This window comes from Sinomicrobium sp. (assembly GCA_029266035.1).
GTDB lineage: Bacteria > Bacteroidota > Bacteroidia > Flavobacteriales > Flavobacteriaceae > Sinomicrobium.
The window spans coordinates 1-24,922 of sequence record JAJUFH010000022.1; the positions used below are offsets into that span (position 1 = coordinate 1).

The following is a 24,922-nucleotide window of genomic DNA, read 5'->3' on the forward strand; positions in this document are numbered from 1 at the left end:
AGCAGATTGCGGTAATGCCCCAAGGAAGGAATTTCTAAAACAGTTTCACATTGCTTTAGCCAATAGCGATAGCAACTTTGTAATAGAAACCATCACAGACAATATCCATTGGGAAATTGTTGGGAACCATACAATTACCAAGAAGGAGGAATTTGAAAAAAGAATATTGGATAGCCCGTTGTGTTATGTGAATGAACTTGTCATATATGCCTTTATAACCCATGTAAACGAAGCTTCTGCAAACGGAACTGTGGTTACATCAGATGATTTAAAATTTGCATTTTGTAATGTGTATAAGTTTAAAGGCTTTAAGGGGACACTCCTAAAATCTATGCAGACATATCTTATTGCGTTTTGAAAAAAGCCAGTTGCCAACATTGTATAAGCGTAATGCGGGCTGTATGGCTAAAATTGAGTATTTTTGCGCCTAAGAAACTTTATGGTGGGCGGACAGTAAATTGCTCCGAAATCCCGCACTACGCTTATACTTGAACGTTGAGAGGAAATCCCTCCGGGCTTCCCTCTCAACGGATCAGGCGCTTGCCGGAGTACAGCCCTTCGGGACTGTCCTCTAACACGCGCTTGGAGCAATGCTCCAGCACGTGCGCCAAGCGCCTGATCCGTTGGCGGTAATGGTAAAACGACCGTGCTAAATTCAAATTTTCGGCTGACAAAGAACAGATTTACGAACAGTCCTTACAAATTCCCGTAAGAACACAATTTATATTTTCTACATTGTAACCATTCGGCACGGAAAAATGAACAGCTTCGGGAAGACATTCAATCGTTTCACATTTGGTACAGCGAAAATGAAAATGATTAACAGGCATTGCTTTTTCATCACATTTGATACATACGGCAAAATATTGTTTTCCGTCTTCGGCTACAATTTTGTGTACCATTCCGTCTTCACAAAAACGGTTTAAAACTCTGTAAATAGTAGCTCTGTCAATTTCTAAATCTAATTTTTGTTCGATAGCATCACGGCTCATCGCTTTTCCTGTATTCACCAATAAATCTAAAACAGCTTCTTTTGACGGTGTATTTCTACGTTTCATCTCTACTCTTTTTCTTTTGCAAATTTAATGCAAATTATTCGCATTAAATTATTGCGACATTGTCGCAATAATAAAAATCTTCTTATCTTTGCCCAAAAATAGATAATGACAAGACGAGAAATCATAAAACAAGGCGGACTTGCCTTAACCGCATTGGCATTGCCTTCTCCATTAACAGCATTTACAAAATTCAATCGTATGACAGACAATAAAAATTTTGACGTAATCATCATTGGTGGAAGTTACGCAGGACTTTCATCAGCAATGGCATTGGGACGAGCATTGCGAAATGTTTTAATCATTGACAGCGGTTTGCCTTGCAACCGACAAACACCACATTCGCACAACTTCATTACGCAAGACGGAGTAAAACCAAGTGAGATAGCAGAAAAAGCCAAAACACAAGTTTTGAAATATGAAACCGTAAAATTTCACAATGACCTTGCTGTTAGCGGAAAGAAAACCGAAAACGGTTTTAGTATCACAACAAAAACAGGCGAAGAATTTACAGCTAAAAAACTCGTTTTTGCAACAGGCGTAAAAGACACAATGCCCAACATCAAAGGTTTTTCTGAATGTTGGGGTATTTCGGTAATTCATTGTCCGTATTGTCACGGTTACGAAGTGAAAAATGAAAAAACAGGAATTTTAGCCAACGGAAACTTTGCCTATCACTATGCACAGTTAGTCAGAAACCTTACAAAAGACCTGACCATTTTTACCAATGGAAAAGCCGAATTTACACCCGAACAAAAAGGCAAATTTGCCAAACACAATATTCCAATAATCGAAAAAGAAATTGCTTATCTCAATCACAAAAACGGCAATATTCAACAAATCGTTTTCAAAGACAATTCAACTTTTGACCTTAAAGCAATCTATTCACGACCTGCATCTGAACAGCATTGCAAAATTCCCGAAACGTTGGGTTGTGAGCTTACAGAACAAGGACACATAAAAGTAGATATGTTCCAAAAAACAACTGTAAATGGTATTTTTGCTTGTGGCGACAACGCAAGTCTAATGCGTTCGGTAGCTTATGCTGTATCCACAGGAAACGTTGCAGGTTCGATGACAAACAACGCACTTACAGAAGAAGAATTTTAACGGAAGAATACCACATCCCGCCAACAAGGGTTTTGTGAAATGGCGGGGTAACGGCTTCGATTGAAACTTTTTTGCTAATTTTGAAGTCGGTGCTTCGATTAAAAATTAGTGCTAATAATCCGCCACTTCACAAAGCCCTGATCCGTTAGTGGTAATGGCAGGACAACACCCAATCGACAGGCAGACACTCAACCAAACAACACGAGAAAAAATAAAAAAACGCTGCGCAGTAAAAATTTTGAAAGACAAAAGACCCAACCCACCACCACCCATTTTTCAAACTGAGCCGTACAAGAAAGAATTTTGAGCCATACAAGAAAATTTGCCCGACAATTGTTGCATACTTTTGCATCAGAATAATTTTAAATAAGTCAACTATGGTTATTATCATGACGGGGGCTACTTCAGGCATTGGCGCAGAAGCCTTAAAACACTTTGTGAAATTACCTGACGCAAAAGTTTATGTGGGTGCACGTGGAAGCGGACGTATTGTGCCTGAGGGAACAGACGTTCTTCCGCTCGATCTTTCTTCTTTAAAAAGTGTTCGTTCTTTTGCAGACAACATAAAACGGCGACTGGGAAGCACCAAAATTGATGTATTGATTCTGAATGCAGCTATTCGGGCAACGGATAATACACAACGTAGCGAAGAGGGGTTTCAGTTGACATTTGCTACGAATCACCTTGCACATTATTTGTTAGCAAGATTGTTATGGCCGATTATGGCAAAGGGCGGGCGAATCGTCATCACGACAAGCGACACGCACGACCCTGCAATTGTTCCGTTTGGACCGAAGTCCTTGGACCCGCAGGAGTTGGCGTATCCCAATGAAAACAGTCCGAAAGGTATGCGGTATTATGCCGCAACAAAACTCTGCAATCTTCTTACTGCACGTTCACTCTCAGCTATAAGTTCAAAAGACAAAAGAGATATCCTGGTGATTGCATTTAACCCCGGGTTAACAGGTGGTACTTCTTTAATGGGTAAGCAATCGGCATTTATGAAAGGATTGACCACAGTTTTCATACGCCCCTTATTATCTGTAGTCAGTATATTTATACCTTTCTTATTTGTAGGTAGGCCGGAACGTGCGGGCGAAACCCTGGCAGCACTTGTATTGGGTAAGGTTGTGCCGCCAACAGATAAAATGTACGCATCATTGGTAAGAGGGAAACTTACTTTTCCCGATCCTTCTCAACTTGCCCAAAACAATGATGTAATGGATTTATTATGGAAAGAGAGTGCTGCAATGGTAAACTTGCCGGAACAGGAGTAAATAATGGAATTATTATGGAAAATCATTCAAAAAAGATACCATACGACGCATTTGTTTTTACTATCGGTGCCGAAAAGAAAAAGGAATCAGACCGTTTTCTCTCAGAAAGCGTTTTGGCGATGCAAATATCGGGGCAACTAACCCTTGAGACGAATATCGAAAAAATGGTTATAAAATCGGGTGATATCTTATTAGTGCGTAAACACCAATTTGTAAAAGTTACGAAAACCCCGATAGACAAAGAAAGCCAAAAAGCCATCCTTTTAACACTTAATGAGGATATTTTAAGAAATTTTGCCTTTGAAAATCAGATGGACACTGCCGAAAAGTACCACGGACAATCCAATATACTTATTCCTGAAAATGATTTTTTGAAGGGTTTCTTCAATTCCTTAATTCCATATACACAAAACCTTAAAAATGTCTACACGCAATTAAGCACGACAAAAGTGAAAGAAGCCGTTCAGCTTTTATTGCTTATAAAACCGGAGCTTAAAAATTTCCTTTTCGACTTTTCAGAACCGCATAAGATTGATTTGGAAAAATTTATGTTGTCAAATTACAAATTCAACGTACCGATTGAGAGTTTCGCAAAATTAACAAGTAGGAGTCTTGCCGGTTTTAAGCGTGATTTTCAAAAAATTTTCGGTGTTCCTCCTCGACAATGGTTGCAAATGAAACGATTGGAAGAAGCATACTATCAAATTGAAAAACACAATAAAAAGCCATCTTCCCTATATTTAGAACTGGGATTTGAAAGTCTGTCTCATTTTTCCTATGCATTTAAAAAGCAATTTGGCTATGCACCGACAGAACTTACAAAGAGGAGATAAAAATTTTTACTATCCATCTTTTTTATTTTTTCAACAGACACACTATTAGATACGGCAGACAAAGGACGACAAAGGCCACTTGCCACTAACACGCGGTCATAAAACATTGGGTTTTAAGTGGTATGCCAAGCGCATCGCTCGCTGGCAAGGTTTTTATCGGTTGATAGGTTCGCAGCTCCGAAATCCCCAACGTTTCATACCGCCAGCCGTTACTTGCAATCCTGTGAACCGACAGTGCAACCATTGACGAGAGTAAAATTAGACATTGAATGACTGTCCCCGTGACAACTTTCAATTTGACATCGAGACAAAATTTAAACTTTGGCACTTCTATTTTACGACTGTTTCGGGACAAAGTAATTCATTGTATTACGGACTTTATGAACTGCAGGACGACAATTCAAAAGATTACAGCTAACAACCCAACATTTTTTCGTTCCTTTGCATAAATACTAAGCAGTATCTTTTATGAAAAAGGCGGAAGCAACACGGTTGATGATTTTACAGAAGGCGTTTGAACTGATTTACGTTAAGGGTTACCAAACGACAAGCATTGACGATATCATCGCCACAACAAAAGTTACCAAAGGGGCTTTTTACTACCATTTCAAAACTAAAGATGAAATGGGACTTTCCATCATAAACGAAATCCTAAAACCGATACTTGCAAGCAGTTTTATTGAGCCGCTACAAAACGAAAAAAATCCGCTGGAAGCCATTTACAACCTAATGGACAACCTTTTAATGAAAAATGAATTTTTAAAAGTTGAGTATGGTTGTCCCGCTTCCAATTTCACGCAAGAAATGACCCCTTGGAATTTGGAATTTAACAAGGCTCTGAATGAATTGACCCAAGAATGGACAAATGCAATAACCGCTACCATCGAAAGAGGCAAGAAAAGCGACACGATCCGTAAGGACGTAAATGCCAAACAGGTAACCATCTTCGTCATGTCGGGCTATTGGGGTATTCGGAATTTGGGAAAATTAGAGAACAGCAAGAAAGTTTATGTTTCTTATTTAAAGCAACTTAAAATCTATTTAGATAGTTTGAAATAATTTTTATCGATCAGAAACATACTAAATAGTATTTTTTGTGTTTTTGGCAATTACTAATAAAACAATTGAAATAAAAATGTCCATAACAAAACACGAAGAATTAATCGGAATGCAAAAAGTAAGCGAAGCAGTTGCTTACACGCTTAAAGAAATGCGGAACTATGCAAGACCCGGTATCACTACAAAGCAATTAGACGACTTCGGTGCGAAAATACTTTCGGATTTCGGTGCAAAATCCGCACCTTATTTGACTTATGGTTTTCCAGGTTGGACTTGTATAAGTGTAAACAATGAGTTTTGCCATGGCATTCCGTCTGAGAAGAGAACTTTAAAAGAGGGCGATTTGGTTAACATTGACGTTTCGGCTGAACTTGACGGCTTTTGGTCGGACAATGGTGGTTCATTTGTACTTGGAGAAGACATCTTCAAACATCAAAAATTAGTGGATGCATCCAAAGAAATTTTACACAAAGCCATTAACAGCGTTAAAGGAGGAATGAAAATTTCTGAAGTTGGGCACATCGTGGAAACCGAAGCCAAAAAAAGAGGATTCAGGGTCGTTAAAAATTTGGGTGGTCACGGTATCGGAAGGAGTTTACACGAACAGCCCGATGAAATAATGAACTATAAAAACCGCTTTGACCAAAGACGGTTTAGAAAAAATTCAGTGGTTGCCATAGAAACTTTTATTACCACAACTTCTACGTATGCAACAGAGTTAAATGATGGTTGGACAATGGTTGGCAACAAAGGTGGTTTTATGGCGCAACACGAACATACCATCGTCGTTACAGACGGTAAACCGATGATTCTAACTGAAATGAATGGAATTTGGAATTAATACACATACCCCATAATTCAAAAAAACGCTACCAGTTATTCTGACGATTGCGTTTATAGTTGAACTTTTGCTCGTTCTTCTGTTTACTTTCTTATTTAAAGCAACTTAAAATCTATTTAGACAGTTTGAAATCATTTTTTTTTCTTCAAAAAACATACTAATTAGTATGTTTTTTTTATCTTTGTATTCAAACATAAAAACAAGAAATATGCATACACATCATCACACCATTCCGGAATTTACAATCATCAATGCAATAGCTGCGGTGCTGATTGGTTTCGTATTTATCATCATCATGTCGTTTGTAAAAGAACCATCCCGACAAAAGATCAACGCCATCATCATTGCCGGTGCAGGCGGAGTTTACTGGAGCGGTGGATTAGGCATCTGGGAATATGTATTTGGTGCCGCCATGCTATTTATTGCTTTCAAAGCCCTCAAGCACTACTATTTCATAGGTATTGGTTGGCTGATGCATACAGGCTGGGACATTATGCATCATCTATACGGTGATCCCATCATTCACTTTGCACCATTGTCGTCTGCCGGATGTGCCGTGTGCGACGCAGTTTTAGCCATTTGGTTTTTCTTTGGTGCACCTACCATTTGGGGCGTATTCAGAAAACAAAAAACAATTACGGCATAAAATGTATTCAACTTTATTAGTCTTTCACTCTTTAATTCGCTGGCTTGTTCTTGCCTTTTTGCTGTATTCTATTTACAGAGCATTTGTTGGTTACATCCATAACAAAACTTTTTCCAAAACGGACAATGCTTTTCGCCACTGGACCGCAACCATTGCCCATATTCAGTTAATGATTGGCATCATCCTTTACACGCAAAGCCCGATTGTAAATTACTTTTGGAGAAAAACCGAAACCGGTTTACAGAATTTGGACTTAACTTTCTATGGCATAATACACATTTTCTTAATGCTGACCGCCATTGTAGTATTGACAATCGGTTCTGCATTGGCAAAACGACAACCAACAGACAAAGAAAAATTTAAGACCACGTTCGTTTGGTTTTCTATTGCATTGATCATCATTTTCATTGCCATTCCTTGGTCATTTTCACCATTGTCGAGCAGACCTAATTTCAGAACATTTTAATTATGAAAAAGTATTTCACAACAACAGTCGGACGTTTACGATTATTAGCTTTCTTAGAGGGCATTTCGTTACTTGTTTTAGTTTTTATAGCCGTTCCCTTAAAGCATTATTTCGGCTACCAAACGCTGTCAAAAAATCTTGGACCAATTCACGGCGCATTGTTTTTGTTATTTGTGTTTAACGCTTTGCGTGTTGGTGTAGAACAACGATGGAAATTCAAAGAAACAACTTGGAAAGTTCTTCTTGCCTGTTTTATCCCATTCGGCACATTATCTATTGACTACAAAATTCTTCGCAAAATACCCACAGATGAATTTTAACCGACAGAAAAGGGCAGCAGGTAACGGATCAGGCGCTTGGCGCACGTGCTGGAGCATTGCTCCAAGCGCGTGTTAGAGGACAGTCCCGAAGGGCTGTACTCCGGCAAGCGCCTGATCCGTTGAGAGGGAAGCCCGGAGGGATTTCCTCTCAACGGCGGTTTGGCGTATTGGGGGGCGGACGTTCTTAGTATAAAAAAATTGCACTAAATTTGAGCTATGTGCTTCGTATCAAGTATTGTACTGAAAAGCCTCCACTACGCCAAGCCGCTAAACCGTTATTCAACCTCTTTTAGCTTTTTGATTTCTTCTCGCCTCCTATCTATGCTGTATAATAGTTTGTTTTCCTCTTCTCTCTTAATCACCAGATTATGGAATTTATCAGAATTTAGAGAGTATGCGGAATCGATATGTGAAGCAACCTCTGGTAAATCTAAAGCTATCATCCGATAACGCATTTCATAGGATGTTTTGTTCCCGATTTGCCTATTTTTTTCCAACAGCAATCCTAATCCCAAAGAGATTACCACCAAAGATAATATCATGATAATAATTACAGGCGAGGATTTAAGGTCAACGCCGTAAACGTGTCTTATCTTCACGCTGTCGGGTATCTGTGATACTTTGGCGACTATTTCATTTTCCTTTTTAATCAATATTGAAAGGTGTTTGCGTGTAGTTTCAGAACTCCTATTTGCTACATCTTCCAGAGAGCCGTAGTCCTTGATAATCTTGGATAAGATGTCGTGTTCCTGTTTGATAAAGGCTTTTATCTGGGTTAGATGTTCCTGTTCCTTTACACGCATGTCGTGAAATTCCTGCATCGCTTTTTCATTTGCCGAGAGCAGGGATACAATGGTCGGCATGATACGTACAATATCCTGCGTAATGAGGTCTGTGTTCTCCTGTAGGGAATCTACCTGCTGTTTGATGTTTTCCAGTTCTGTCTGCATAATTTCTAACGTTTTAATTTACTTTTTTTTCGCTTTTTGATAAAGGGGTCTTCCTGCTCCGGTGTAATTTCAGGGATCGGGAACAGAGCTGATGCTATGTAACCGATGGTTTCACCTATACTATTGTCTGTAGATCTTTCCGTCCATATATCGTTTTCCGGCTGTTGATGTTGTCGATCCTGCTCCATTCCGTTATCGATTCCATTCAATGCCCTGTCGATCTGTCCAAAGCTTAATGATCTGTCGATAGCCGATCCCCGAAAAACCTGTCCGTCTTTGCTGAATGAAATGCCCTGAACCTCATTCGTACCCGACCTGTATTTAAACTGCATTTCCACACCTCTGTAGCGGATATAGTTTTGCAGCTCCTTCCAGTTCCTGCTGTTACGGATGCCCGACTTTACGGTGTCGTAAATCTGGTATCTCGTCCTGTCGTTACCTTTGAGCCTACCCCGGTTTACATTCTGCTTCCTCTCGGACTGTTTGAAGCCATACAGGACATTCAATTCCTTACAGGCTTTAAAACTCTTATACCGCTGATTGCTGTTTGAAATGGTTTTGCCATAATCGTTCACACGGTTGTAAATGATATGGATGTGGTCGTGCTGACGGTCGAAATGGCGAACCATCAGACACTGGGTATCCCTGATCCCCATTTTGGAGAGATACCGCTTGGCTGATGATACCATGATGTCATTATTCAGCATGTTCTTGTCATCGGTATTCCATGAGAGAACAATATGCCCGACTGCATTGCCCAATCTGGGGTTCAGCATCCGCTGAAAATTGAAATCCTGTGCAATGGTCTTGGCCGAATCCGTCCGCAGTCCGTCCGCGTGGATGATCTCACTGTCTTTTTTCAGCACATACCCCACACATCCGCCGAATGATTTCCCCTCAATTACCTTCGCTATCATGGCGCAGTAGTTTATCGATACAATGGTTGATGTGGCTGATCGTATTCCGGCACTCAGTTGCCACGTCAAGCAATCCTGTCTGGTGGGCTTTCTTTGTCAACCTGTTGAGGTTGTTCGATGCCCCCGTGATTACCCTTAACGCTTTGATCTGTTCTTGTGTAAACCTCGGCACGATCCTGCGCAGGATCGCACTCTTGCGTACCCATTCCGATTTGCTCATCCCTGCAGTTTCTGCATTCTGCAAAACCTTTTTATGTTCCGTTTCATCGAAACGGACATTGATCCTAAACCGTTTTTTATTTTCCAGTGCGGGTCTACCGCCTTTGTTCTTTCTGTCTTTCATGATGTTCTTTTTTAGCTGTGACCATCGGGAGCCAATAGGTTTTGGGGTCACCAAAACACAACCTTGCTCCCTACCTATTCGATAGTTTTCTGCCAGTAGGGCGATTTTCGATTTTGGTGTCGGATAGACCATGCACCAGATAATCATTCACGTCTTTTATCATACTGTTCCTGCGCTGTAGCTCCCGTATTCCGTTTTTGAGACCGTGGGTTTTTCCAAAGCGGATTTCCAATTCCCTGTAAGCCTTTGTTCCCGACCCGTCCGTGTCCAGATAGCTGACGATAGTTTTGTGCCGTTCCAAAAACGGGAATGACCTTTTCAGGTGGGCGGTGGTGTTCAGAATGCAATAATCCGTACTTGGAAACGGTCGAGCTGCAATCTTCCTTAGTGTCAAAAAAGAGAGCCAGTCCATAAACCCCTCGAACAGCATAACCCTGTCGCTTCCGTTGTCTACGGTGGTGATGTCCTTTGTCATTAACGACCGTTTGTCATAGGGGTTGCGCAGTTCAAACCCTCCCGAATCATTGGCAGAGCATACGGCAAAATACGTCTGCCCGTTTGCCGTCCGGTAGTAGATTTCCTTGCAGAAAGCCCTTGCAATATCGGGGTCGATCCTGCGCTCATTGGACAGGTAGCCGAGCAATGCTTTGTTTTCAAGCGGTTTTACGGACAGTATGGTGTAGCCTGTATCTTTTTCTGTCTGTACGACGTGCCGACTGTCCAGAACGGTCTGCTGTTGAAAAGAAAGGGTATTTTTTCTTTCATCAGCCCACTCCAAGACTTTAGCGAGTTCGGACGTGCCTAAGAACTTCATCAGGAAATCAATGTTGTTCCCACCGATACCCTCGGAATGGGAGTACCATATATTTCGGTGTACGTCCACCTTTGTCGATGCCGTCCGTTCATCCCCTCCGTTAAAGGGGTTCTTGAACCATGCTTCCCTGCTGTTCATCTTGGCACACAGAATCTGTAAATGCTGTAATATGGATATGAGCGGTATTCGCTTTAATTCTTCACATGTCATACTCGTGATTTTTAGAGAGGTTTAGTTTAGTCTATCTATATATAGGGGCAGACTAAACTAAACCTGTTTTTCAGTAATAAAATTCGGGGTTGAACCGATAGGTCTTGTCGTTCTTGACAATCATCCTTTTGTTTTCAAGGAACGTCTTTAGCTGTTTTGCCTTGTTCGTTCCGAAATTGAACCCATGTGATAAATACCCCTCCTGTAGCTTGCTCACGAAGTCGCCATAACTACACGTTATTTCTCCGTCAGTGAACAACGCCTGTAACACCTCTCGGTGATTATCGGCAGACAGTTCCTGATAATCGAAGCCTTTCCTTGCTTTGGGGATTGCCATTTCCAGATTCTCTTCCAGTCGGGGCAAACCGTCCTCGATATAGAATGCGAACGGCTCAAATTCGATGTCACGGATAAACTTCGGCGATACGATGCTGTAATTTGCGTCCAGATCGTTTTTGCTTATCTGTAGGACAGTTTCTGCCTTGTTGTTGATTTCCGTTCCCAGATGCCCCCGTGTATTGTCATCGCCTTTGTTGAGGTGCAGGACAACGTGGATATGTACATTGAGTTCCTGTGACCATTTCATGAGCTTGCCCGTTATTTCAGTGGCTTCGGTGGCATTGTTGATGTCAAAGACAAGGTCACGGATGCCGTCAATGACGACCAGTCCGATCTTGCCTGTATATTTGGACAGGGCATATTCGATAATATTGATACGCTCTTTGGTAGGGTACTCCCGCAGAGCGATAAAATTCAGGTTCTCGTGGACTTCGGTCGTTGGATAGCCTATAAGTTTATACACTCTTGAAAGAAGCCTGTGGCAATGGTATTTCCCTTGCTCGGTATCGCAGTACAGCACCATGGGGCGGTTGCGTGGCACGTCCACCCTGTACTGTAATATCTGTTTTCCGCTCAATGCCGATGCGATTAACGAAATGATGTTGAATGTCTTTCTGCTCTTTGCCTTTCCCGTAGAGGCACTGAAATTTCCAAGTGTTCCGATGACGGAATCCGAACTGCATATCTTTATCATGATGGGTGGCTCTAAAAATTTATCTGTAATCCTGACCAGTGAACGGTCGAACGCTTCAACGGTCTCCTGCTTGAACGGCATCATCATTTACCTCCCCTTCTATGGTTGAAGTTCGTCATGGATGCCATAACGTCTTCTTTGTTGAAGTAAATGCGCTTTCCCATACGTCTGTATGGAATACGCCCTTGTTTCATCCATTCGGTCAGGCTCACAAGTGAAATATCCAGTTCGTCTGCCATTTCCTTTTTGGTCAACAGTTTTGCTGTCTGTGGTTTCTGTGGATTGTCGGCCGTCTTTTTGACGTCTGTAATAAAAAGGTGCAGTTCCTCCCTTACGGCATCCTTGATGCAGTCTTTGAGGGCTTTTTGGTCAAGTAAAATCATACTTTGCTCATGTTTATCAATTTAATAATGTCGAAGTCGTGGCCACTTTCTCCGAGTGAGTTAACATGGGCAAAGAACAGCTATGGGAAATAAAAAAAACGGCAAACATAAATCTGTTTGCCGTTTTTACCACACAAAGGGGGTGTTATTTGGTGGCTACTATCGTGAATTTTCTGTTGGTAATATGCCTTGTCCTGTTTCCGTAGAAGTATTTTTTGGTGTTTTCAAAATTGATTTCCGAATAGTCCCCGCTCAAACAAAAATTGTTGCAGATCATCCTTGCCCAAGTCAGTTCCGATTGAGTGGTGAGCATCTTGTCCCTCGGCTTGATCTCAATATCCCTTAGCTGGATGAAAATATCGATCAATGTTTCTTCATCTTCTTCTCTGACGGTTATCTTTCTATCCTTAGGTGTCCTACATTCGTTAAGTTCCGTCTTTAGGGTTTTGATTTCTTTTCTTAGCTTTTCTATGAGTTCATTTTCGGACAGGATGATGCCCCATTGGTCACGCTCTTTCAATCTATCGATAAAACTTTCAACTTTCTCGATATGTTCGGTATACTTTTTCTTATCGTCCCATATATAAGACCTGCTCTTTTTTGCTTTGGACTTGAATTCCTCGATTTCATCTTCACAGATGGAAACGACCTTTTTTAAAAACTTCACTTCCTTTCTATCTTCACCAGTGCCAGTGCTGAAATAATATTCCAGATGATGTTCGTAAAAGTCAATAAACCTTTCTGGGTGAAGTACTGTAATTTTATTGACGAAATGCTTATCCGATTTTTGTAAGTTTAATTCTTCTGCACTTTGTCCAAAAGATAGTTGAACGAATATTGTAGCGAGTAAAATTAAAATACTTTGTCTCCTTCTTTGTTTTTTGTTTGGAAAGCATATCATATAACGTGCCGCGTATTGGTGATGGGCGGGATTTTTAGCACTGACGCTGATACAAAGAAAGAAAGTTAAATTTTGCACTTCCGTTGATATGAAGCCGTTCAGCCTGTCTATTGCCAATATGATATTATATGTTTGGGCAGCCAAGTGTTTTTGTCATTTTATAGTTTATTAAATCTATTCCCTTTTTGCTTACAATTTGCTCTGTCAAAATTTTGAAGCCATTACTTTCAAAAAACAGTCTTGCGGTTTTGCTTACGTCAGAAGTCAATGTCGTTTGTTTTAATCGTCTTGCTTCGGTTTCAATGTCTGCGTAAAGTTTACCTGCAATGCCTTGTCGTTGGTGGTCTTTGTGAACGTAAAAAAGGTCGATGTAATTTCCATTGTCAAGCGTTGCAAAACCAACAATTTTGTTGTCCTGTTGAGCAACTAAACTAAATTGTTTTGTTACAATGTCCTCCCAACGCTGTTTGTTGTCAATGCCCGAAGTCCAAACTTCAATTTGTTGCTGGTCGTAGTCAGCATTGCAAATTGTCGTTACAGTGTCTACGAACAATTTTTGAAGTTCTGGTAAATCGTCAAGTTGTCCTTGTCTAACTATTAATTGTTCTTGCTTCATTAAAATATTGCTTCCCATTGAGAGCCAACAAAATTGACTTGTTTACCTTTGTTACTTTCAAAAATGAAGTCATTTAAACTTTTACTGTTAAACTTTGAAAAATCCCCAACAATAGTCAAAGGCATTTGATATTGTGTAAACTTTTGAAGTATATCTCCCGCAATTTTAGTTTTTAAGTCAAAAAATTCGGGGGTAATGTTCTTTTCGTGAATAATGATTTTGTCAAATCCTTGATAGTAAAGATTACCCAATAAGTCTAATCCATCTTCGGTAGCACTTAAAATTATTTCGTCCGTAATTATTTCGGCTATTTTTTTGTCGTTGATATTGTGAGTTTCAATTTTCATTTCGTCTGATTACTGTCGGTTTACGGTCGTTTGTTACCTGAGACATAACGGTTCGGGGTTCGGGGCTTGGCGTTCGGGCGGGATTTTCAGCAGAAAATTTCGAGCGAGCGACAAAGCTCAAATATACGAAAAATGGTCGAACGTTCCCGTTCGACCCGCCCGACGCCAAACCCTTGTTAGCGGTTCGTTGTTTATTTTTTTTGCGTATAATACAGTTGTATCAATCCTGTGTCAAACGCTTTTGTTGTTACAAGTTCAAGGGTTTGCTCTGGTCGTCCATCTTTAAAAAGTCTTGTTCCGTTACCAACTAAAATCGGTATTACTGAAATTATTAACTCGTCTATTAAATCGTGTTTCAATAGTTCATTTATTACTTCTGCACCACCGTCACAATAAATGTTTTTCCCCTTTTCAGATTTTAGCTGTGTGACTAAATCGGTTATGTTCCCCGTGTAAAAAATCGTTCTACCTACTTGTGGTCTTTCAGTTCTAGTAATTACATAAACATCACGTTGTCCGTTGTCGTAATGTGACGAGCCAATTTCTTTAAGCACATAATCATAGGTTTTTCTACCAATAATTAATGTGTCAACTGTATCTGTGAATTCTTTATAACCATAGTCTTCGCCTTCTTTTTCAACGATTTTTAAGAAACTTAGGTCGTCATTAGGTTTTGCAATGTAACCATCTAAACTCATTGCTATGAAAAGTGATATTTTTCGCATCTGTTTTTAAGTTTAAAGTTTCGGCAAAGTTACTTTTCGACAACGAGTTGTACTTTGTAAAAATGCGACAAATTAAAACGATGATGGAGGAAGGCCTGTAATTCGTTTGATTTCGTTGGCAAGATGTGAATGGTCGTAATAGCCACATTCAAGTATAGCTATACAAAGTTACAAACAAAGCACTTAACCCGCTCTCTTGCAAAACCGTTGTTGGTGGCTGCTCTTTGTATTTCGTTAGATCGGTTTAGTGAATAATCGTCCTAAAAGTTAGGTTTACTCTTGGTTTTGTTACGCGTTTGGTTGGAGGAAGACGATGTAGCCAAAATGTTTGTGTTGTATCTTTCATAACCAACAAACTACCGTTTTCTAAAATCAATTCAATTTTTTCGCCTGTCAGCTTATGTTTGAACGAAAATTTTCGTTCTGCACCAAAAGTCAGTGAGCCGATTGCACCGTTTTTCTTCAAGTCTGTTTCTCCGTCACTATGCCACGCCATTCCTTCTTCTCCGCTGTGATACAAATTCAGCAAACACGAATTAAAGGTTTCGCCAGTTTCTTTTTCTATTACCGTTTTGAGTTCCAATAATTCTTTTATCCACGGCAAAGCAAATTTTGTGGTATTGGAATAAGTGTATTCAAAAGGTTTTTCACCATACCACGCTACTTTTCGTTTGGTAATGATTTTCTTTCCGAAAATAATCGCTTCATCATTTCGCCATTCAATAGTGTTAAGCAATTTTTCAAAATAATTGTCAGCTTCTTTCTGATTGAATAATTTACCGTAATAGTTTACCGTTCCGTCTTTTGGCAACCAATTTTTTGTTTTGTCTATGCTGTTCTCAAATAAATCCATTCTTCCATTTTTGATATTTTGCTTTCATACAATTTTTGCTAACGGTTCGCGTGTTGGCGGTAGTTCTTTTTTCATATGTTGTAAGTCGTTTTTTATTGTCTAATTTTTGTCTGGTTGTAATGGTCCATAAAAATAGGAAACAGTTGCTCCACCATCAATCAAAAAATCTGAACCCGTGATGAAAGCACCTTTTTCACTCAACAATAATTCGGCAACGTTCGCGACTTCGTCTGCAATTCCAGGTCGACCAGCAGGGCTTTTTGCAAACATATTTTTGTAAAAATCGCCCCTTATTTCATTAAATTCATCTAAAGCCAAAGGTGTTACAATAATTCCTGGCGAAATGCAATTTATTCTTGCTCCACGTTCACCCCATTTTACGGCTTCTGCCATTACTCGTTTTCCGTTGCTACGCTTTGCTATTTGGTATGCGTGTAAAGTGTCTTTAATATTTTCGGGTATAAGAATTTGTAATTGCAATAATTCTTCGGTAGGCGTTGTTGCCAAAAGTCGGTCCTCATCGGCTGTTAATGCAGGCATTCGATATCCTGATTGACTTGAAATAGTCACTCCAGCTCCAACTTTTTTGATGACTTTACCAAATTCTTCCAACAAAACTGCAGTTCCATATAAGTCAACTCTTAAGATTTGTTCAATTGATGCCTGACTTGGTGACACACCCGCTGCATTAATAAGCATTGATATTTCGCCCTCTTTTTGCGCAGCTTAAATTAATTCAAGAATTGAATTTTTGGATGAAATATCTACTTTATACGGTATAGCATCAAATCCAGCCTCAGTTAAAATTTTGCTTATGACTTCCGCATTATCAATTTTCCAATCGCAGACGAATATTCTGTTGCCATAAGCCATTCTTCTGGTTATTGCCATTCCCAGTTGTCCTGCACCAACTAATATGATTATATCTTTTTTTAATTTCATTCCTTTTAGTCATTTTTAGGCAATTGTCGAATAGTATGACTGGCAACGGTTTGAGTATTGCCGAAGAAGAGGATTTTTAGCACAAAAGTTCAATCGAATAACGAAAGTTGAATTTTGTATAAATGCTCAATCGAAAGTGTTCAGTCCAGCTTTTGGCAATACCTTGTTAGTGGTTGTTCTTTATTCGTAAAACTCTTTTGGATATTCCACTATTCCTGTGATGTCTTTTAAAGCATTTTCAGTTAGCTTTATTAACATACAGTTTTCATCAGGAACTTCAAAAGGCAATTTAATTCCGTAATTTTTTGTCATTTCGTACCCAAACTTTGGATAATATTTTTCGTGTCCTAATAAAATCACAGAATCAAACCCCAATTCCTTTGCTTTCCGATGGGCTTCCTCAATTAGTTTTCCTCCAATTCCTTTTCCTTGATATTTTTTTAGTACTGCAACTGGCGCTAATGCTAATGATGTTTTTTGTATGTCAGGATTTGAATTTTTAATCATTGTTTATTTTCCCTCTAAAATATTCAATAACCTCTCATTTAAATACAATTTCTCCTTACCTACTTTTACCGATTTTAAAAATCCGTATTCTTCTAATGTCATTAAGTAATTCCCTACTGTTTTTGGATTCCCGAAGTTTTCATCAATCAAATGTTGGCGTTTGGTATAGGGCAAACGAAACAAAATTTCAACTAAATCTTTGGAATAGATTTTTGGCAATTTCGTTTTTATATCCTCTGCGGTGTTGTCTATGGCTGTTGTAATTTTATCCAAACGTCCCAATCCTCTGTTTGCAGTTTCTTCAATCATATCTAGCATATACAAAATATAGCTTTCCCAATCGTTTTTTTCGCTTACGTTACGCAAATTTTTGTAATAATCTGCTTTTTTTTTGATGATATATTCGCTCAAATAAATAGCTGGTGTATCAAGCAAGCCCGAAAGTTTGAGATATAGCAAAAGTAAAATTCGTCCTGTTCTTCCGTTTCCGTCTGCAAAAGGGTGGATTGCTTCAAATTGATAGTGCATTAACGCCATTTTTATCAATGGGTCAATCGTATTATCTTCATTGATGAATTTTTCCAAATTCGTCAATTTTTCACGAATAACTGCTTCGCCACTTGGTGGCGTGTAAATTACTTCGCTTTTTGTATTTCTTAAGGTTGTTCCTGGTGTAACCCGAATTGAAGCGGTATTTTGCTTAATGCATTGTACAATGCTAATGCAAAGATTGGTGGTAATAAATGGCTTTTCTTTTAATTGTTCCAAACCTAACCAAAGTGCTTCTTTGTAACTCAACACTTCTTTGGTCGCTGAATTTTCCACTTTTTTGTCGGCAACCAACGATTTATAAAGTTCATCATTGGTTGTGATGATATTTTCTACTTCCGAACTAGCTTTTGCTTCTTGTAAATAAATTGTGTCTAAAAACAAAGTAGGGTTAGGTAAATTTTTCAAAGTTCCGTTCAGTTGAGCCAATGCTCTGCCTGCCGAAATTGTTTTCCGCAATATCTTTTTCGTTTCTATATCTGCGTTTGGCGGCAACAAAGGCAGGTCGTTGTACGGTATGTTTTTGTCAAATTTGCTCATTTCGTTCAAGCGTAAGTTATACTCTTGCCCCTAATACAAGGGTAAAAATATAAAAAAATTACCCTTGTTGTATTCATAAGGGTAAAATTTACTCTCGTTCGTTTTTAGCTTATTTTCCGGATTTTCTTCGATTATCTAATTTGCACAACATTTGGCAGTTGTCAGTCGAAGTTTTTCCGCCTTCGTACCAAGGTGTAATGTGGTCGGCTTCGTTTTTAGTGACGGGGCATTAGGGCATTAAACGGCAGTAGCTCCTGCTGAGGCTACTTCGTGATCATCTTCTACGGTACTGCCGCTTACGCCGATAGCGCCAATTATATTACCCTCACCGTCTTTGATTACAACTCCTCCCGGAAAGGTGATCAGTCCGCCGTTTGAATGTTCAATATTATACAATGATCCACCCGGTTGAGAGAGTTGACCAATAGCTCCTGTATCCATATTAAAATACCTCGCTGTTCTGGCTTTCTTTTGAGCGATGTCGATAGACCCCAACCAGGCATCATCCATCTTGTTGAACGCAACCAAATTGGTTCCCGCATCAACTACCGCTATATTCATTTTCACCCCTAAATCATTTGATTTCTGAATCGCGGCATCGATTGCCTTGCGTGCCTGTGCTAATGTGATATTACTCATAATTATAATATTTTTAATTCAGGGTAAAATTATCTATTAAGGTACTTTCTAATTATAATAATTGTTTCAATAAATATAAATATCGTTTCATTGTATTTCTTAACTTTACGAGACAGAAAACAGTAAAATATGGCTCACACTATCGATCTATTATCTATACAAACTCCAAAATATTTGCGAAAAGGTCTTGAAAATAGGAGCCGGTTTGATTGCGGTAATTTTGAGATAAACATTTTTGAAACCTTTCAATCTTCCACCCAAGTTGAAATCAAGTATGACGGATTATCCATTTCAGGCATGATTCGCGGGAAAAAGATCATTCATAAGCAGCACGAAAAAGATTTTGAATTTTTGCCGGGAACTTCACTTATTCTACCCGAAGGACAATCTATTTACGCCAATTTCCCAGATGCTGACGATAGAAATCCGGTTCAATGTGCCACTGTACTCATCCCGCATAAGGTAATAGATGAGCTGCTAAAGTATTTTAATGAGACCTACCCGAAAAGCAATGGAAACGAATGGTCACTAAATTTGCTGTACTGCCATTTTAACAATAACCCACCCCTGGTGAGAGCTTTCAATGAACTGCTGCAATTAATAAATTCCAAACAACAGAGTTTAGCTTTGAATGATTTGCTACTCAAATCCTTTTTAATGCGTATAATCGACGTTCAAAACGAACATATTAAAGAGTATAATCCCGTTAGCGTTAACCACAAACTTTTTCTAATCAAGCAATACATCAAAAAAAAATCTGTCCTCTCCTATTTCCATCGATACTTTGATGCAAATTGGCAATTGCAGCAAAAGCACTATCTATCGACTGTTTGAAACCTATTGCAAGCAATCTCCCGGCGAATACATATTGCAGCAGCGTATGAAACTGGCTCGCAACCTACTGCTAAATCCGGACCTCAATATCTCTGACGTTGCCTTTATGAGCGGATTTTCTTCTGTGAGCTATTTCACCAAACAGTTTAAATTAAATAACAATTGCGTTCCGGGGGAATATATCAAGAAATTTAGTTATTAATTTAATTCTCAAACTCCTTTCTAGTACATTCCAAAAAACCCCAGAAATCAGGGATTTGGACAATACCGGCAAACTACTATTTTTGTCGTATGTACAAGATTTTACCAATACACTTCCGTTTATTACTGCTAAAAGCTCCGTTGGCGTTGCTGCTAAGCGCTCTTTCGCCCGGCTATGCACAAGCATACCAGTCTGATAAAAAACCGATACTCGCCGATGCTTTAGCCCCTTTCGACAGTGATTTTGCCGAAATTCACCTGAACGACAAAAGACAATACCTACACCGATCGGGGCGTATTATGGTCGACAAATTCATACAGCATGGTGCCCCCATCGCCGTTGCCGTCAAAAACGGTGCTTATGGCGCCATCAATCGGAAGGGAGATGTGATAGCCGACTTCCAATACGACGGCATTTATTCCCAATACGGCGACAACGGAAAGAGTGGAGCTGAACGGGCATATACTTACTTTTTGGCCATCGTGCAGCTCAATGGGAAATTGGGAGCCATAGACACTACAGGCATGGTGGTGGCCGAGCCTATTTACGAAAAATTCGGCCACGTCAACGAACAGGTCATAGCCGCGATGAAGTCGGGCAAATGGGGACTCCTTTCGCTAAAAGATGGCAGTACCGTGCTCCCCTTTATCTACGATGGGTTTCAAAAAGCCTACGAGCTCGAGGGGCCCATCAAAGCCGTATCCAATGGCAAATCGGGCTTATTTGCGGCTAACGGCCTGCAGAAGTTGATTGCGCCCATTTACGACGATATTGGAATACAAATCGTATTGGACGACACGCTTATTGTGGCTCAAAACGCATCAAACTCCACCTTATTCAACACATCCGGCCGTCCCATCGCTGAAGTACCTTACGACTTCGTTCGGAGCCATGGCCCCTTGCTCGGGGTGGAAAAAGACGGTCTATGGGGATGGATTAGCGCAACTGGGGAAACCATCATACCACCGACATACGAAAAAACCTCTACATGGCTGGGCAAGCTGTATGTGGTTTCACAGCATGGGCTGGCTGGTGTAGTAGCCGCCGACGGCACCACAGTAACCCCCTGCAAATACGATGAGGTCCAGTTGATTGACACTGAGGGTAACACACATGGCCACAACGACCGCAATCCCTTATTTATAGGGGTTAAGCAAGGCGGAAAACAGGGACTACTGAATACAGAAGGACAAGTGTTGCTACCCACAGATTACGACCAGATATCGGTAGGCAATGCCGGCGGCATCTCCTTTGTCCAAGCCGTAAAAGACAGCCTGTACGGCATCTTCGACCAACATGGAAACGAACTCATACCGTTCACCTACCGGCAACCTGCTTATGGCTTTGGCCCTTCTGTACAGGGAATGCCGTCGGACCTCCCCTTGATAGCCCTACCCGATGGGGAGCTTGCCGGACTTTATAATCTAAAAAAGAAAGAATGGCTCTTAAAACCTAAATACCACCAGTTAGAGTGGCAACGGGGCGCATTCATTAAAGCCTCTATACACAATACGGGGGAACCCACTGTGTCGGCATACTTCAACAGTGATGGAACGCAACTACTAGAGCCAACGGAATACCTCTTTGTAGATGCCGCAGATACCGACCGGTATGTGGTTAAGGAGAATTCCAAAGGACGCTGGATTTCGACCGTATTCGACCGGCAGGGAAAGCAGATATATAGCAATAAGGACTGGAATTTTGAAGCATCCGACTTTTACAATTTACTGATTCCAGACTCACTCACTTTCAGCTATTACCAGCGGCAATTCGACAACGGTCTGTTGAAGGTAACAGCAGAAAACAACCTCTTTATCGACCGGTCGGGCGTGGAACATCGATTTACCGATATGGTCTATGTGGGTGACTTCTACAACGGTTTGGCAATTGCCGGTAAAATGACTGGCGGTACCGAACGGGTGGGCATCATCGACACAACGGGGCGTATGGTACTCCCCGTCGTATACACCGATATCAACAGACTCTTCGGCTCCGACTTCCTCCGCGTGGCCAACGAGGAGGACAAATACGGACTAATCGACCGCAGCGGTACCGTCCGAATAGAAGCACAATACGACCAGATTGAAAGCATCAATCATCAAAAACAGGATACACTGCTCGTTGTGGAACTTAATGGAAAAAAAGGAATAGTGGATGATTACGGACAGCCGGTTATCCCATTGGAATACGACAACATTAAATCGTACGGCGACTTCTTTATCATCGAGAGACAAGGTAAAAAGGGATTTGCAGCATCAGATGGTACGATATGGGTAGCGCCTATGTATGACGAGATACGACTCAACAATTCGTACGCCGGATATTTCCCGGCACTGGTACGGCAAGGTGAGCAATGGACCTATATCGATCCCACACCACAAGGACAAGCGTTCCACATTATCGGAAAAACTAAATTGGGTTATTAATGATAACAACATATTACAACAGGCTTTTCACACTCTTTTGCTGCGCACTCTTTTTGACTACTGCCGCATACAGCCAGAAGCCGGAAGGACAGGCATTACGTTTCGGCAGCGACGGACTGGCACCGGTTACCGTGGGCGACAAAAGCTATTACATCAACCAGAACGGTCAGCGCGAATTTGATGAGTACGAAGACTCCGAGGTGCGCTGGAAATGGCTAAACTGGGGATCGAGCAATGATACCGCTGCCTTCATCGTGATAAAGGATGGATTGAAAGGACTGCGCCGCCAAGATGGAACCTGGATACTGGAGCCCGTATACCAGAAGATTGAAACTTTTGATGATAACTGTTGGAAGGTAACCAAAGCAGGTAAACAGACATTTACCAGTCCTAGCGGCGAACTGCTCCCCTACTTTGACGAAGTAGGCTACCTGAATGGACGGTACTTCGATGTGAAAAACGACGGGAAATGGGGAGTTTACGACCGCGAAAGCAAGCAGTTAAGCATTCCTGCTACTTACGATGGCTTCGACTACTGCGGCGGATGCGGTCGGAAGTCTGACTATATCTATGCGCAGCAAAACGGCAAATGGGGCGTCATCAGTTTCGACAATCAGGTGCTAGTTCCCTTTACCTATGACCACAGCCACTGGGGTGGTATGCGCAGCGACGTATGGGTGACCGCTTTTACCAAAAACGATAAATCGGTGGTGGTTCACATCCCTACCGGAAAGGAGTTTATGGCACAGGGCAATGAACGGCTGCAAATCATAGGCTACAGTGAATTAGTAGTGTCCACAGACGGCAAATACAGCTTGATTGATACGCTGGCTAAGGAAATTTTGCCTCCGGTTTACGACGCTATTACCCTACCCAACGCCAACAGTTTTCAAGGTTACTACGGTCCGTACGCCATTGTGGAAAAAGATGGAAAAAAGGGTATCTATGCATCGGGTCGCGGACTCGTGAACCAACCCGAATGGGACGACGCCCGTATATACGACGATTACTTTGCCTTGTCGCGCAATGGACAATATGGCTTGTATGATCGCGACGGACGGAAACTGCTGGCGCCAAACTATACCGGTATCACACACATCAACGACTACTTCTATTCGTCCGGAAGCAAAGGACTAACCATCTTCAAGACCCAACAGAAAGCCCTGTATGGTCTATACTTCGTGGAAACAGGCGTGGAAATACCGACAGAATTCCACGAATTAAATCTCCATTCATTAGGGGACAATCGGAAAAATGACCTCATTGTTGGGGAATACCAAGGAGAGAAAGCTGTTTTTGACTTCGATGGGAATGAATTGTTACCACTGGCTTACACTCATTGGAACACACTGGACACTACATCGCTACGCTACCTCCGTGTGGGGCGTAACGACATTTGGGGAGTGTACGATACCCAGCTTAAAAAAGAAGTTATACCTGTCCGATTCAGCGACATACGCCCCTTGTCGGAAGGTAGCAAGCTCTTCCTCGCCGTGACTGACAATACCTCGGGCGACTACCAATACGGAGTGTACACATCGGAGGGAACTGAGCTATTGCCTGCAACCTACAGTAGCTACGGGAAAATGACAGATGGATATGTGCTGTTCAACAAAGATGCAAACGGTAAGAATGCCCAGGTAGTGAACGCACACAACGGAAGAATAATTGAACTGCCAACCCCTTATGCAGCCGCATTCCAAAACTCGCCTCTTGTAATTATATCAACCGACGAACGGACCGGACAGCTTTACCATCCCGTTGAACAACGGTCGGTGAGCGACCTAAAATTCACCTACCCCTACGGTAATACCAATGCCGATGGACTCGCTTGGCTGAGCAAGTTTTCACCCAACGGACGGGCATGGGTAATCGCTGACGGTAAATACGGACTTATCGACGCTACCGGCCAATGGTTAAAGAAACCCTTATATGCCGAGGCACTGTCTTTTGAGGAGCGAAATATAACGGTAGGGATTAAAGCTTTCCTCGCTTCCGATTGGCGTAGCCAAACAGGCTATATGGCTTACGAGTTTATCGGTGAAGATGGAAAACCGATAACAGACCAGGTATATCCCAGTCCGCATTCCTACCTGATGGATATGAACTACTTTATGGGTGATCACCTCATAATCCGGAAGGTCGATATGGAAACAGGTCAACTAATGGTCGGCCTGTCCGACACCACCGGTAATGTGGTGCTGCCGTCTGAGTACGATGCCGTGGAACCCTTCAACAATGGGCAATACCTACTGCTGCGAAAGCGAGGAAAATTTGGTATTGCTAACAGTGAAGGACAATTGCTCCTACCCGTGGAATTTGACAACCTATTACTCGACCGATACGGTTCGGAAAACGGCATAACGTTTCCCATATTGGGCTATAAGAACGATGAATGGCGGTATTATAAAGAAGATGGCACCGTACTTTCGGTGGAAGGTGTAGGTGATGCCCCCTGGACAGTGAATACCGGCCTGTGGTAGTAGCTAGCGCTAATAACATTAGTACGTTATCAGGCATGGCACCAATAAGACCCTCTTAGAGTGACGGTAGACATATATCCAAACCGTTGATATAACAAATT

Annotated in this window: 29 protein-coding genes and 2 pseudogenes; 13 read left to right on the plus strand and 18 right to left on the minus strand. The window is 41.2% G+C overall.

Annotated elements, in window-relative coordinates; all coding sequences use genetic code 11:
* Window positions 1-358: hypothetical protein (locus ACYZZR_RS10290; RefSeq protein ID WP_461533923.1), on the plus strand; the 358-nt coding region annotated here is incomplete at its 5' end.
* Between the two features lie 325 nt (window positions 359-683).
* On the opposite strand, the gene ACYZZR_RS10295 is transcribed toward ACYZZR_RS10290, so the two are convergent.
* The gene (locus ACYZZR_RS10295) at window positions 684-1,058 is read right to left on the minus strand and encodes a Fur family transcriptional regulator (RefSeq protein WP_461533924.1); all 375 of its coding nucleotides are present in this window, start codon (window positions 1,056-1,058) and stop codon (window positions 684-686) included.
* A gap of 198 nt (window positions 1,059-1,256) precedes the next feature.
* Here ACYZZR_RS10295 and ACYZZR_RS10300 point away from each other — a divergent pair, with 198 nt between their 5' ends.
* The 8 genes from ACYZZR_RS10300 (at window position 1,257) to ACYZZR_RS10335 (ending at window position 7,607) form a co-directional block, all read left to right on the plus strand.
* A complete protein-coding gene (locus ACYZZR_RS10300) occupies window positions 1,257-2,165 on the plus strand; it encodes an NAD(P)/FAD-dependent oxidoreductase (protein WP_461533968.1) in 909 nt (302 codons plus the stop codon).
* Between the two features lie 377 nt (window positions 2,166-2,542).
* Window positions 2,543-3,442: an SDR family NAD(P)-dependent oxidoreductase gene (locus tag ACYZZR_RS10305; protein WP_461533925.1), complete on the plus strand. Its 900-nt coding sequence runs from the start codon at window positions 2,543-2,545 to the stop codon at window positions 3,440-3,442.
* Window positions 3,397-4,275, plus strand: a complete 879-nt coding sequence (locus ACYZZR_RS10310) for a helix-turn-helix domain-containing protein (RefSeq protein WP_461533926.1) — start codon at window positions 3,397-3,399, stop codon at window positions 4,273-4,275. Before ACYZZR_RS10305 ends, ACYZZR_RS10310 begins: the two co-directional genes overlap by 46 nt.
* 468 nt (window positions 4,276-4,743) lie before the next feature.
* Window positions 4,744-5,334 (plus strand): TetR/AcrR family transcriptional regulator, encoded by a 591-nt coding sequence (locus ACYZZR_RS10315; protein ID WP_461533927.1) that lies wholly within the window; start codon window positions 4,744-4,746, stop codon window positions 5,332-5,334.
* A gap of 76 nt (window positions 5,335-5,410) precedes the next feature.
* Entirely contained in the window at window positions 5,411-6,175 is a 765-nt protein-coding gene (gene map, locus ACYZZR_RS10320) for a type I methionyl aminopeptidase (protein WP_461533969.1), read from the plus strand.
* A 208-nt stretch (window positions 6,176-6,383) separates the two neighbouring features.
* A complete protein-coding gene (locus tag ACYZZR_RS10325; RefSeq protein ID WP_461533928.1) occupies window positions 6,384-6,821 on the plus strand; it encodes a DUF6010 family protein in 438 nt (145 codons plus the stop codon).
* Between the two features lies 1 nt (window position 6,822).
* Window positions 6,823-7,287: a hypothetical protein gene (locus ACYZZR_RS10330; protein ID WP_149348220.1), complete on the plus strand. Its 465-nt coding sequence runs from the start codon at window positions 6,823-6,825 to the stop codon at window positions 7,285-7,287.
* A 2-nt stretch (window positions 7,288-7,289) separates the two neighbouring features.
* On the plus strand, window positions 7,290-7,607 hold the full coding sequence (locus ACYZZR_RS10335; RefSeq protein ID WP_461533929.1) for a DUF3817 domain-containing protein: 318 nt from the start codon (window positions 7,290-7,292) through the stop codon (window positions 7,605-7,607).
* A 275-nt stretch (window positions 7,608-7,882) separates the two neighbouring features.
* On the opposite strand, the gene ACYZZR_RS10340 is transcribed toward ACYZZR_RS10335, so the two are convergent.
* The 17 genes and pseudogenes from ACYZZR_RS10340 to ACYZZR_RS10420 all read right to left on the minus strand — a co-directional run bounded on the left by ACYZZR_RS10340 (window position 7,883) and on the right by ACYZZR_RS10420 (window position 18,876).
* Window positions 7,883-8,557, minus strand: coding sequence for a hypothetical protein (locus ACYZZR_RS10340; protein ID WP_461533930.1), 675 nt, complete (start codon window positions 8,555-8,557; stop codon window positions 7,883-7,885).
* A 5-nt stretch (window positions 8,558-8,562) separates the two neighbouring features.
* The gene (locus tag ACYZZR_RS10345; protein ID WP_461533931.1) at window positions 8,563-9,474 is read right to left on the minus strand and encodes a relaxase/mobilization nuclease domain-containing protein; all 912 of its coding nucleotides are present in this window, start codon (window positions 9,472-9,474) and stop codon (window positions 8,563-8,565) included.
* The gene (locus ACYZZR_RS10350; protein WP_461533932.1) at window positions 9,455-9,817 is read right to left on the minus strand and encodes a plasmid mobilization protein; all 363 of its coding nucleotides are present in this window, start codon (window positions 9,815-9,817) and stop codon (window positions 9,455-9,457) included. Before ACYZZR_RS10350 ends, ACYZZR_RS10345 begins: the two co-directional genes overlap by 20 nt.
* Window positions 9,818-9,887: 70 nt before the next feature.
* Window positions 9,888-10,631: a toprim domain-containing protein gene (locus ACYZZR_RS10355; protein WP_461533933.1), complete on the minus strand. Its 744-nt coding sequence runs from the start codon at window positions 10,629-10,631 to the stop codon at window positions 9,888-9,890.
* Window positions 10,632-10,911: 280 nt separating this feature from the next.
* The gene (locus ACYZZR_RS10360; protein ID WP_461533934.1) at window positions 10,912-11,961 is read right to left on the minus strand and encodes an AAA family ATPase; all 1,050 of its coding nucleotides are present in this window, start codon (window positions 11,959-11,961) and stop codon (window positions 10,912-10,914) included.
* Window positions 11,958-12,257 carry a helix-turn-helix domain-containing protein gene (locus ACYZZR_RS10365; RefSeq protein ID WP_461533935.1) on the minus strand — a complete coding sequence of 100 codons (300 nt, stop codon included), beginning with the start codon at window positions 12,255-12,257 and terminating at the stop codon, window positions 11,958-11,960. Before ACYZZR_RS10365 ends, ACYZZR_RS10360 begins: the two co-directional genes overlap by 4 nt.
* A gap of 145 nt (window positions 12,258-12,402) precedes the next feature.
* Window positions 12,403-13,302: a hypothetical protein gene (locus ACYZZR_RS10370; protein WP_461533936.1), complete on the minus strand. Its 900-nt coding sequence runs from the start codon at window positions 13,300-13,302 to the stop codon at window positions 12,403-12,405.
* Complete coding sequence (locus ACYZZR_RS10375; RefSeq protein ID WP_461533937.1) at window positions 13,283-13,774, minus strand: GNAT family N-acetyltransferase; 492 nt, start codon at window positions 13,772-13,774, stop codon at window positions 13,283-13,285. The genes ACYZZR_RS10370 and ACYZZR_RS10375 overlap by 20 nt, the downstream gene beginning before the upstream one ends.
* Window positions 13,774-14,121 (minus strand): DUF4180 domain-containing protein, encoded by a 348-nt coding sequence (locus tag ACYZZR_RS10380; protein ID WP_461533938.1) that lies wholly within the window; start codon window positions 14,119-14,121, stop codon window positions 13,774-13,776. Before ACYZZR_RS10380 ends, ACYZZR_RS10375 begins: the two co-directional genes overlap by 1 nt.
* A gap of 191 nt (window positions 14,122-14,312) precedes the next feature.
* Window positions 14,313-14,846, minus strand: coding sequence for a dihydrofolate reductase family protein (locus ACYZZR_RS10385; protein WP_461533939.1), 534 nt, complete (start codon window positions 14,844-14,846; stop codon window positions 14,313-14,315).
* Between the two features lie 244 nt (window positions 14,847-15,090).
* Window positions 15,091-15,699, minus strand: a complete 609-nt coding sequence (locus ACYZZR_RS10390) for an alpha-ketoglutarate-dependent dioxygenase AlkB family protein (RefSeq protein WP_461533940.1) — start codon at window positions 15,697-15,699, stop codon at window positions 15,091-15,093.
* A gap of 99 nt (window positions 15,700-15,798) precedes the next feature.
* Window positions 15,799-16,410: pseudogene (locus ACYZZR_RS10395) on the minus strand (SDR family oxidoreductase); the annotation flags it as partial.
* 15 nt (window positions 16,411-16,425) lie between these two features.
* Window positions 16,426-16,641 (minus strand): hypothetical protein, encoded by a 216-nt coding sequence (locus ACYZZR_RS10400; RefSeq protein ID WP_461533941.1) that lies wholly within the window; start codon window positions 16,639-16,641, stop codon window positions 16,426-16,428.
* Between the two features lie 180 nt (window positions 16,642-16,821).
* Window positions 16,822-17,148 carry a GNAT family N-acetyltransferase gene (locus tag ACYZZR_RS10405; protein ID WP_461533942.1) on the minus strand — a complete coding sequence of 109 codons (327 nt, stop codon included), beginning with the start codon at window positions 17,146-17,148 and terminating at the stop codon, window positions 16,822-16,824.
* A 3-nt stretch (window positions 17,149-17,151) separates the two neighbouring features.
* On the minus strand, window positions 17,152-18,237 hold the full coding sequence (locus tag ACYZZR_RS10410; RefSeq protein WP_461533943.1) for a Fic family protein: 1,086 nt from the start codon (window positions 18,235-18,237) through the stop codon (window positions 17,152-17,154).
* Between the two features lie 109 nt (window positions 18,238-18,346).
* Window positions 18,347-18,442: pseudogene (locus ACYZZR_RS10415) on the minus strand (HNH endonuclease); the annotation flags it as partial.
* 32 nt (window positions 18,443-18,474) lie between these two features.
* The gene (locus ACYZZR_RS10420; RefSeq protein ID WP_461533944.1) at window positions 18,475-18,876 is read right to left on the minus strand and encodes a GlcG/HbpS family heme-binding protein; all 402 of its coding nucleotides are present in this window, start codon (window positions 18,874-18,876) and stop codon (window positions 18,475-18,477) included.
* Between the two features lie 129 nt (window positions 18,877-19,005).
* Here ACYZZR_RS10420 and ACYZZR_RS10425 point away from each other — a divergent pair, with 129 nt between their 5' ends.
* From ACYZZR_RS10425 to ACYZZR_RS10440, 4 genes are all read left to right on the plus strand, one after another.
* Window positions 19,006-19,710: an AraC family transcriptional regulator N-terminal domain-containing protein gene (locus ACYZZR_RS10425; RefSeq protein WP_461533945.1), complete on the plus strand. Its 705-nt coding sequence runs from the start codon at window positions 19,006-19,008 to the stop codon at window positions 19,708-19,710.
* Window positions 19,664-19,912 carry a helix-turn-helix domain-containing protein gene (locus tag ACYZZR_RS10430; RefSeq protein WP_461533946.1) on the plus strand — a complete coding sequence of 83 codons (249 nt, stop codon included), beginning with the start codon at window positions 19,664-19,666 and terminating at the stop codon, window positions 19,910-19,912. The genes ACYZZR_RS10425 and ACYZZR_RS10430 overlap by 47 nt, the downstream gene beginning before the upstream one ends.
* Before the next feature lie 89 nt (window positions 19,913-20,001).
* Window positions 20,002-22,338 carry a WG repeat-containing protein gene (locus ACYZZR_RS10435; protein ID WP_461533947.1) on the plus strand — a complete coding sequence of 779 codons (2,337 nt, stop codon included), beginning with the start codon at window positions 20,002-20,004 and terminating at the stop codon, window positions 22,336-22,338.
* Entirely contained in the window at window positions 22,338-24,821 is a 2,484-nt protein-coding gene (locus ACYZZR_RS10440; protein WP_461533948.1) for a WG repeat-containing protein, read from the plus strand. The genes ACYZZR_RS10435 and ACYZZR_RS10440 overlap by 1 nt, the downstream gene beginning before the upstream one ends.
* Window positions 24,822-24,922: the final 101 nt, after the last annotated feature.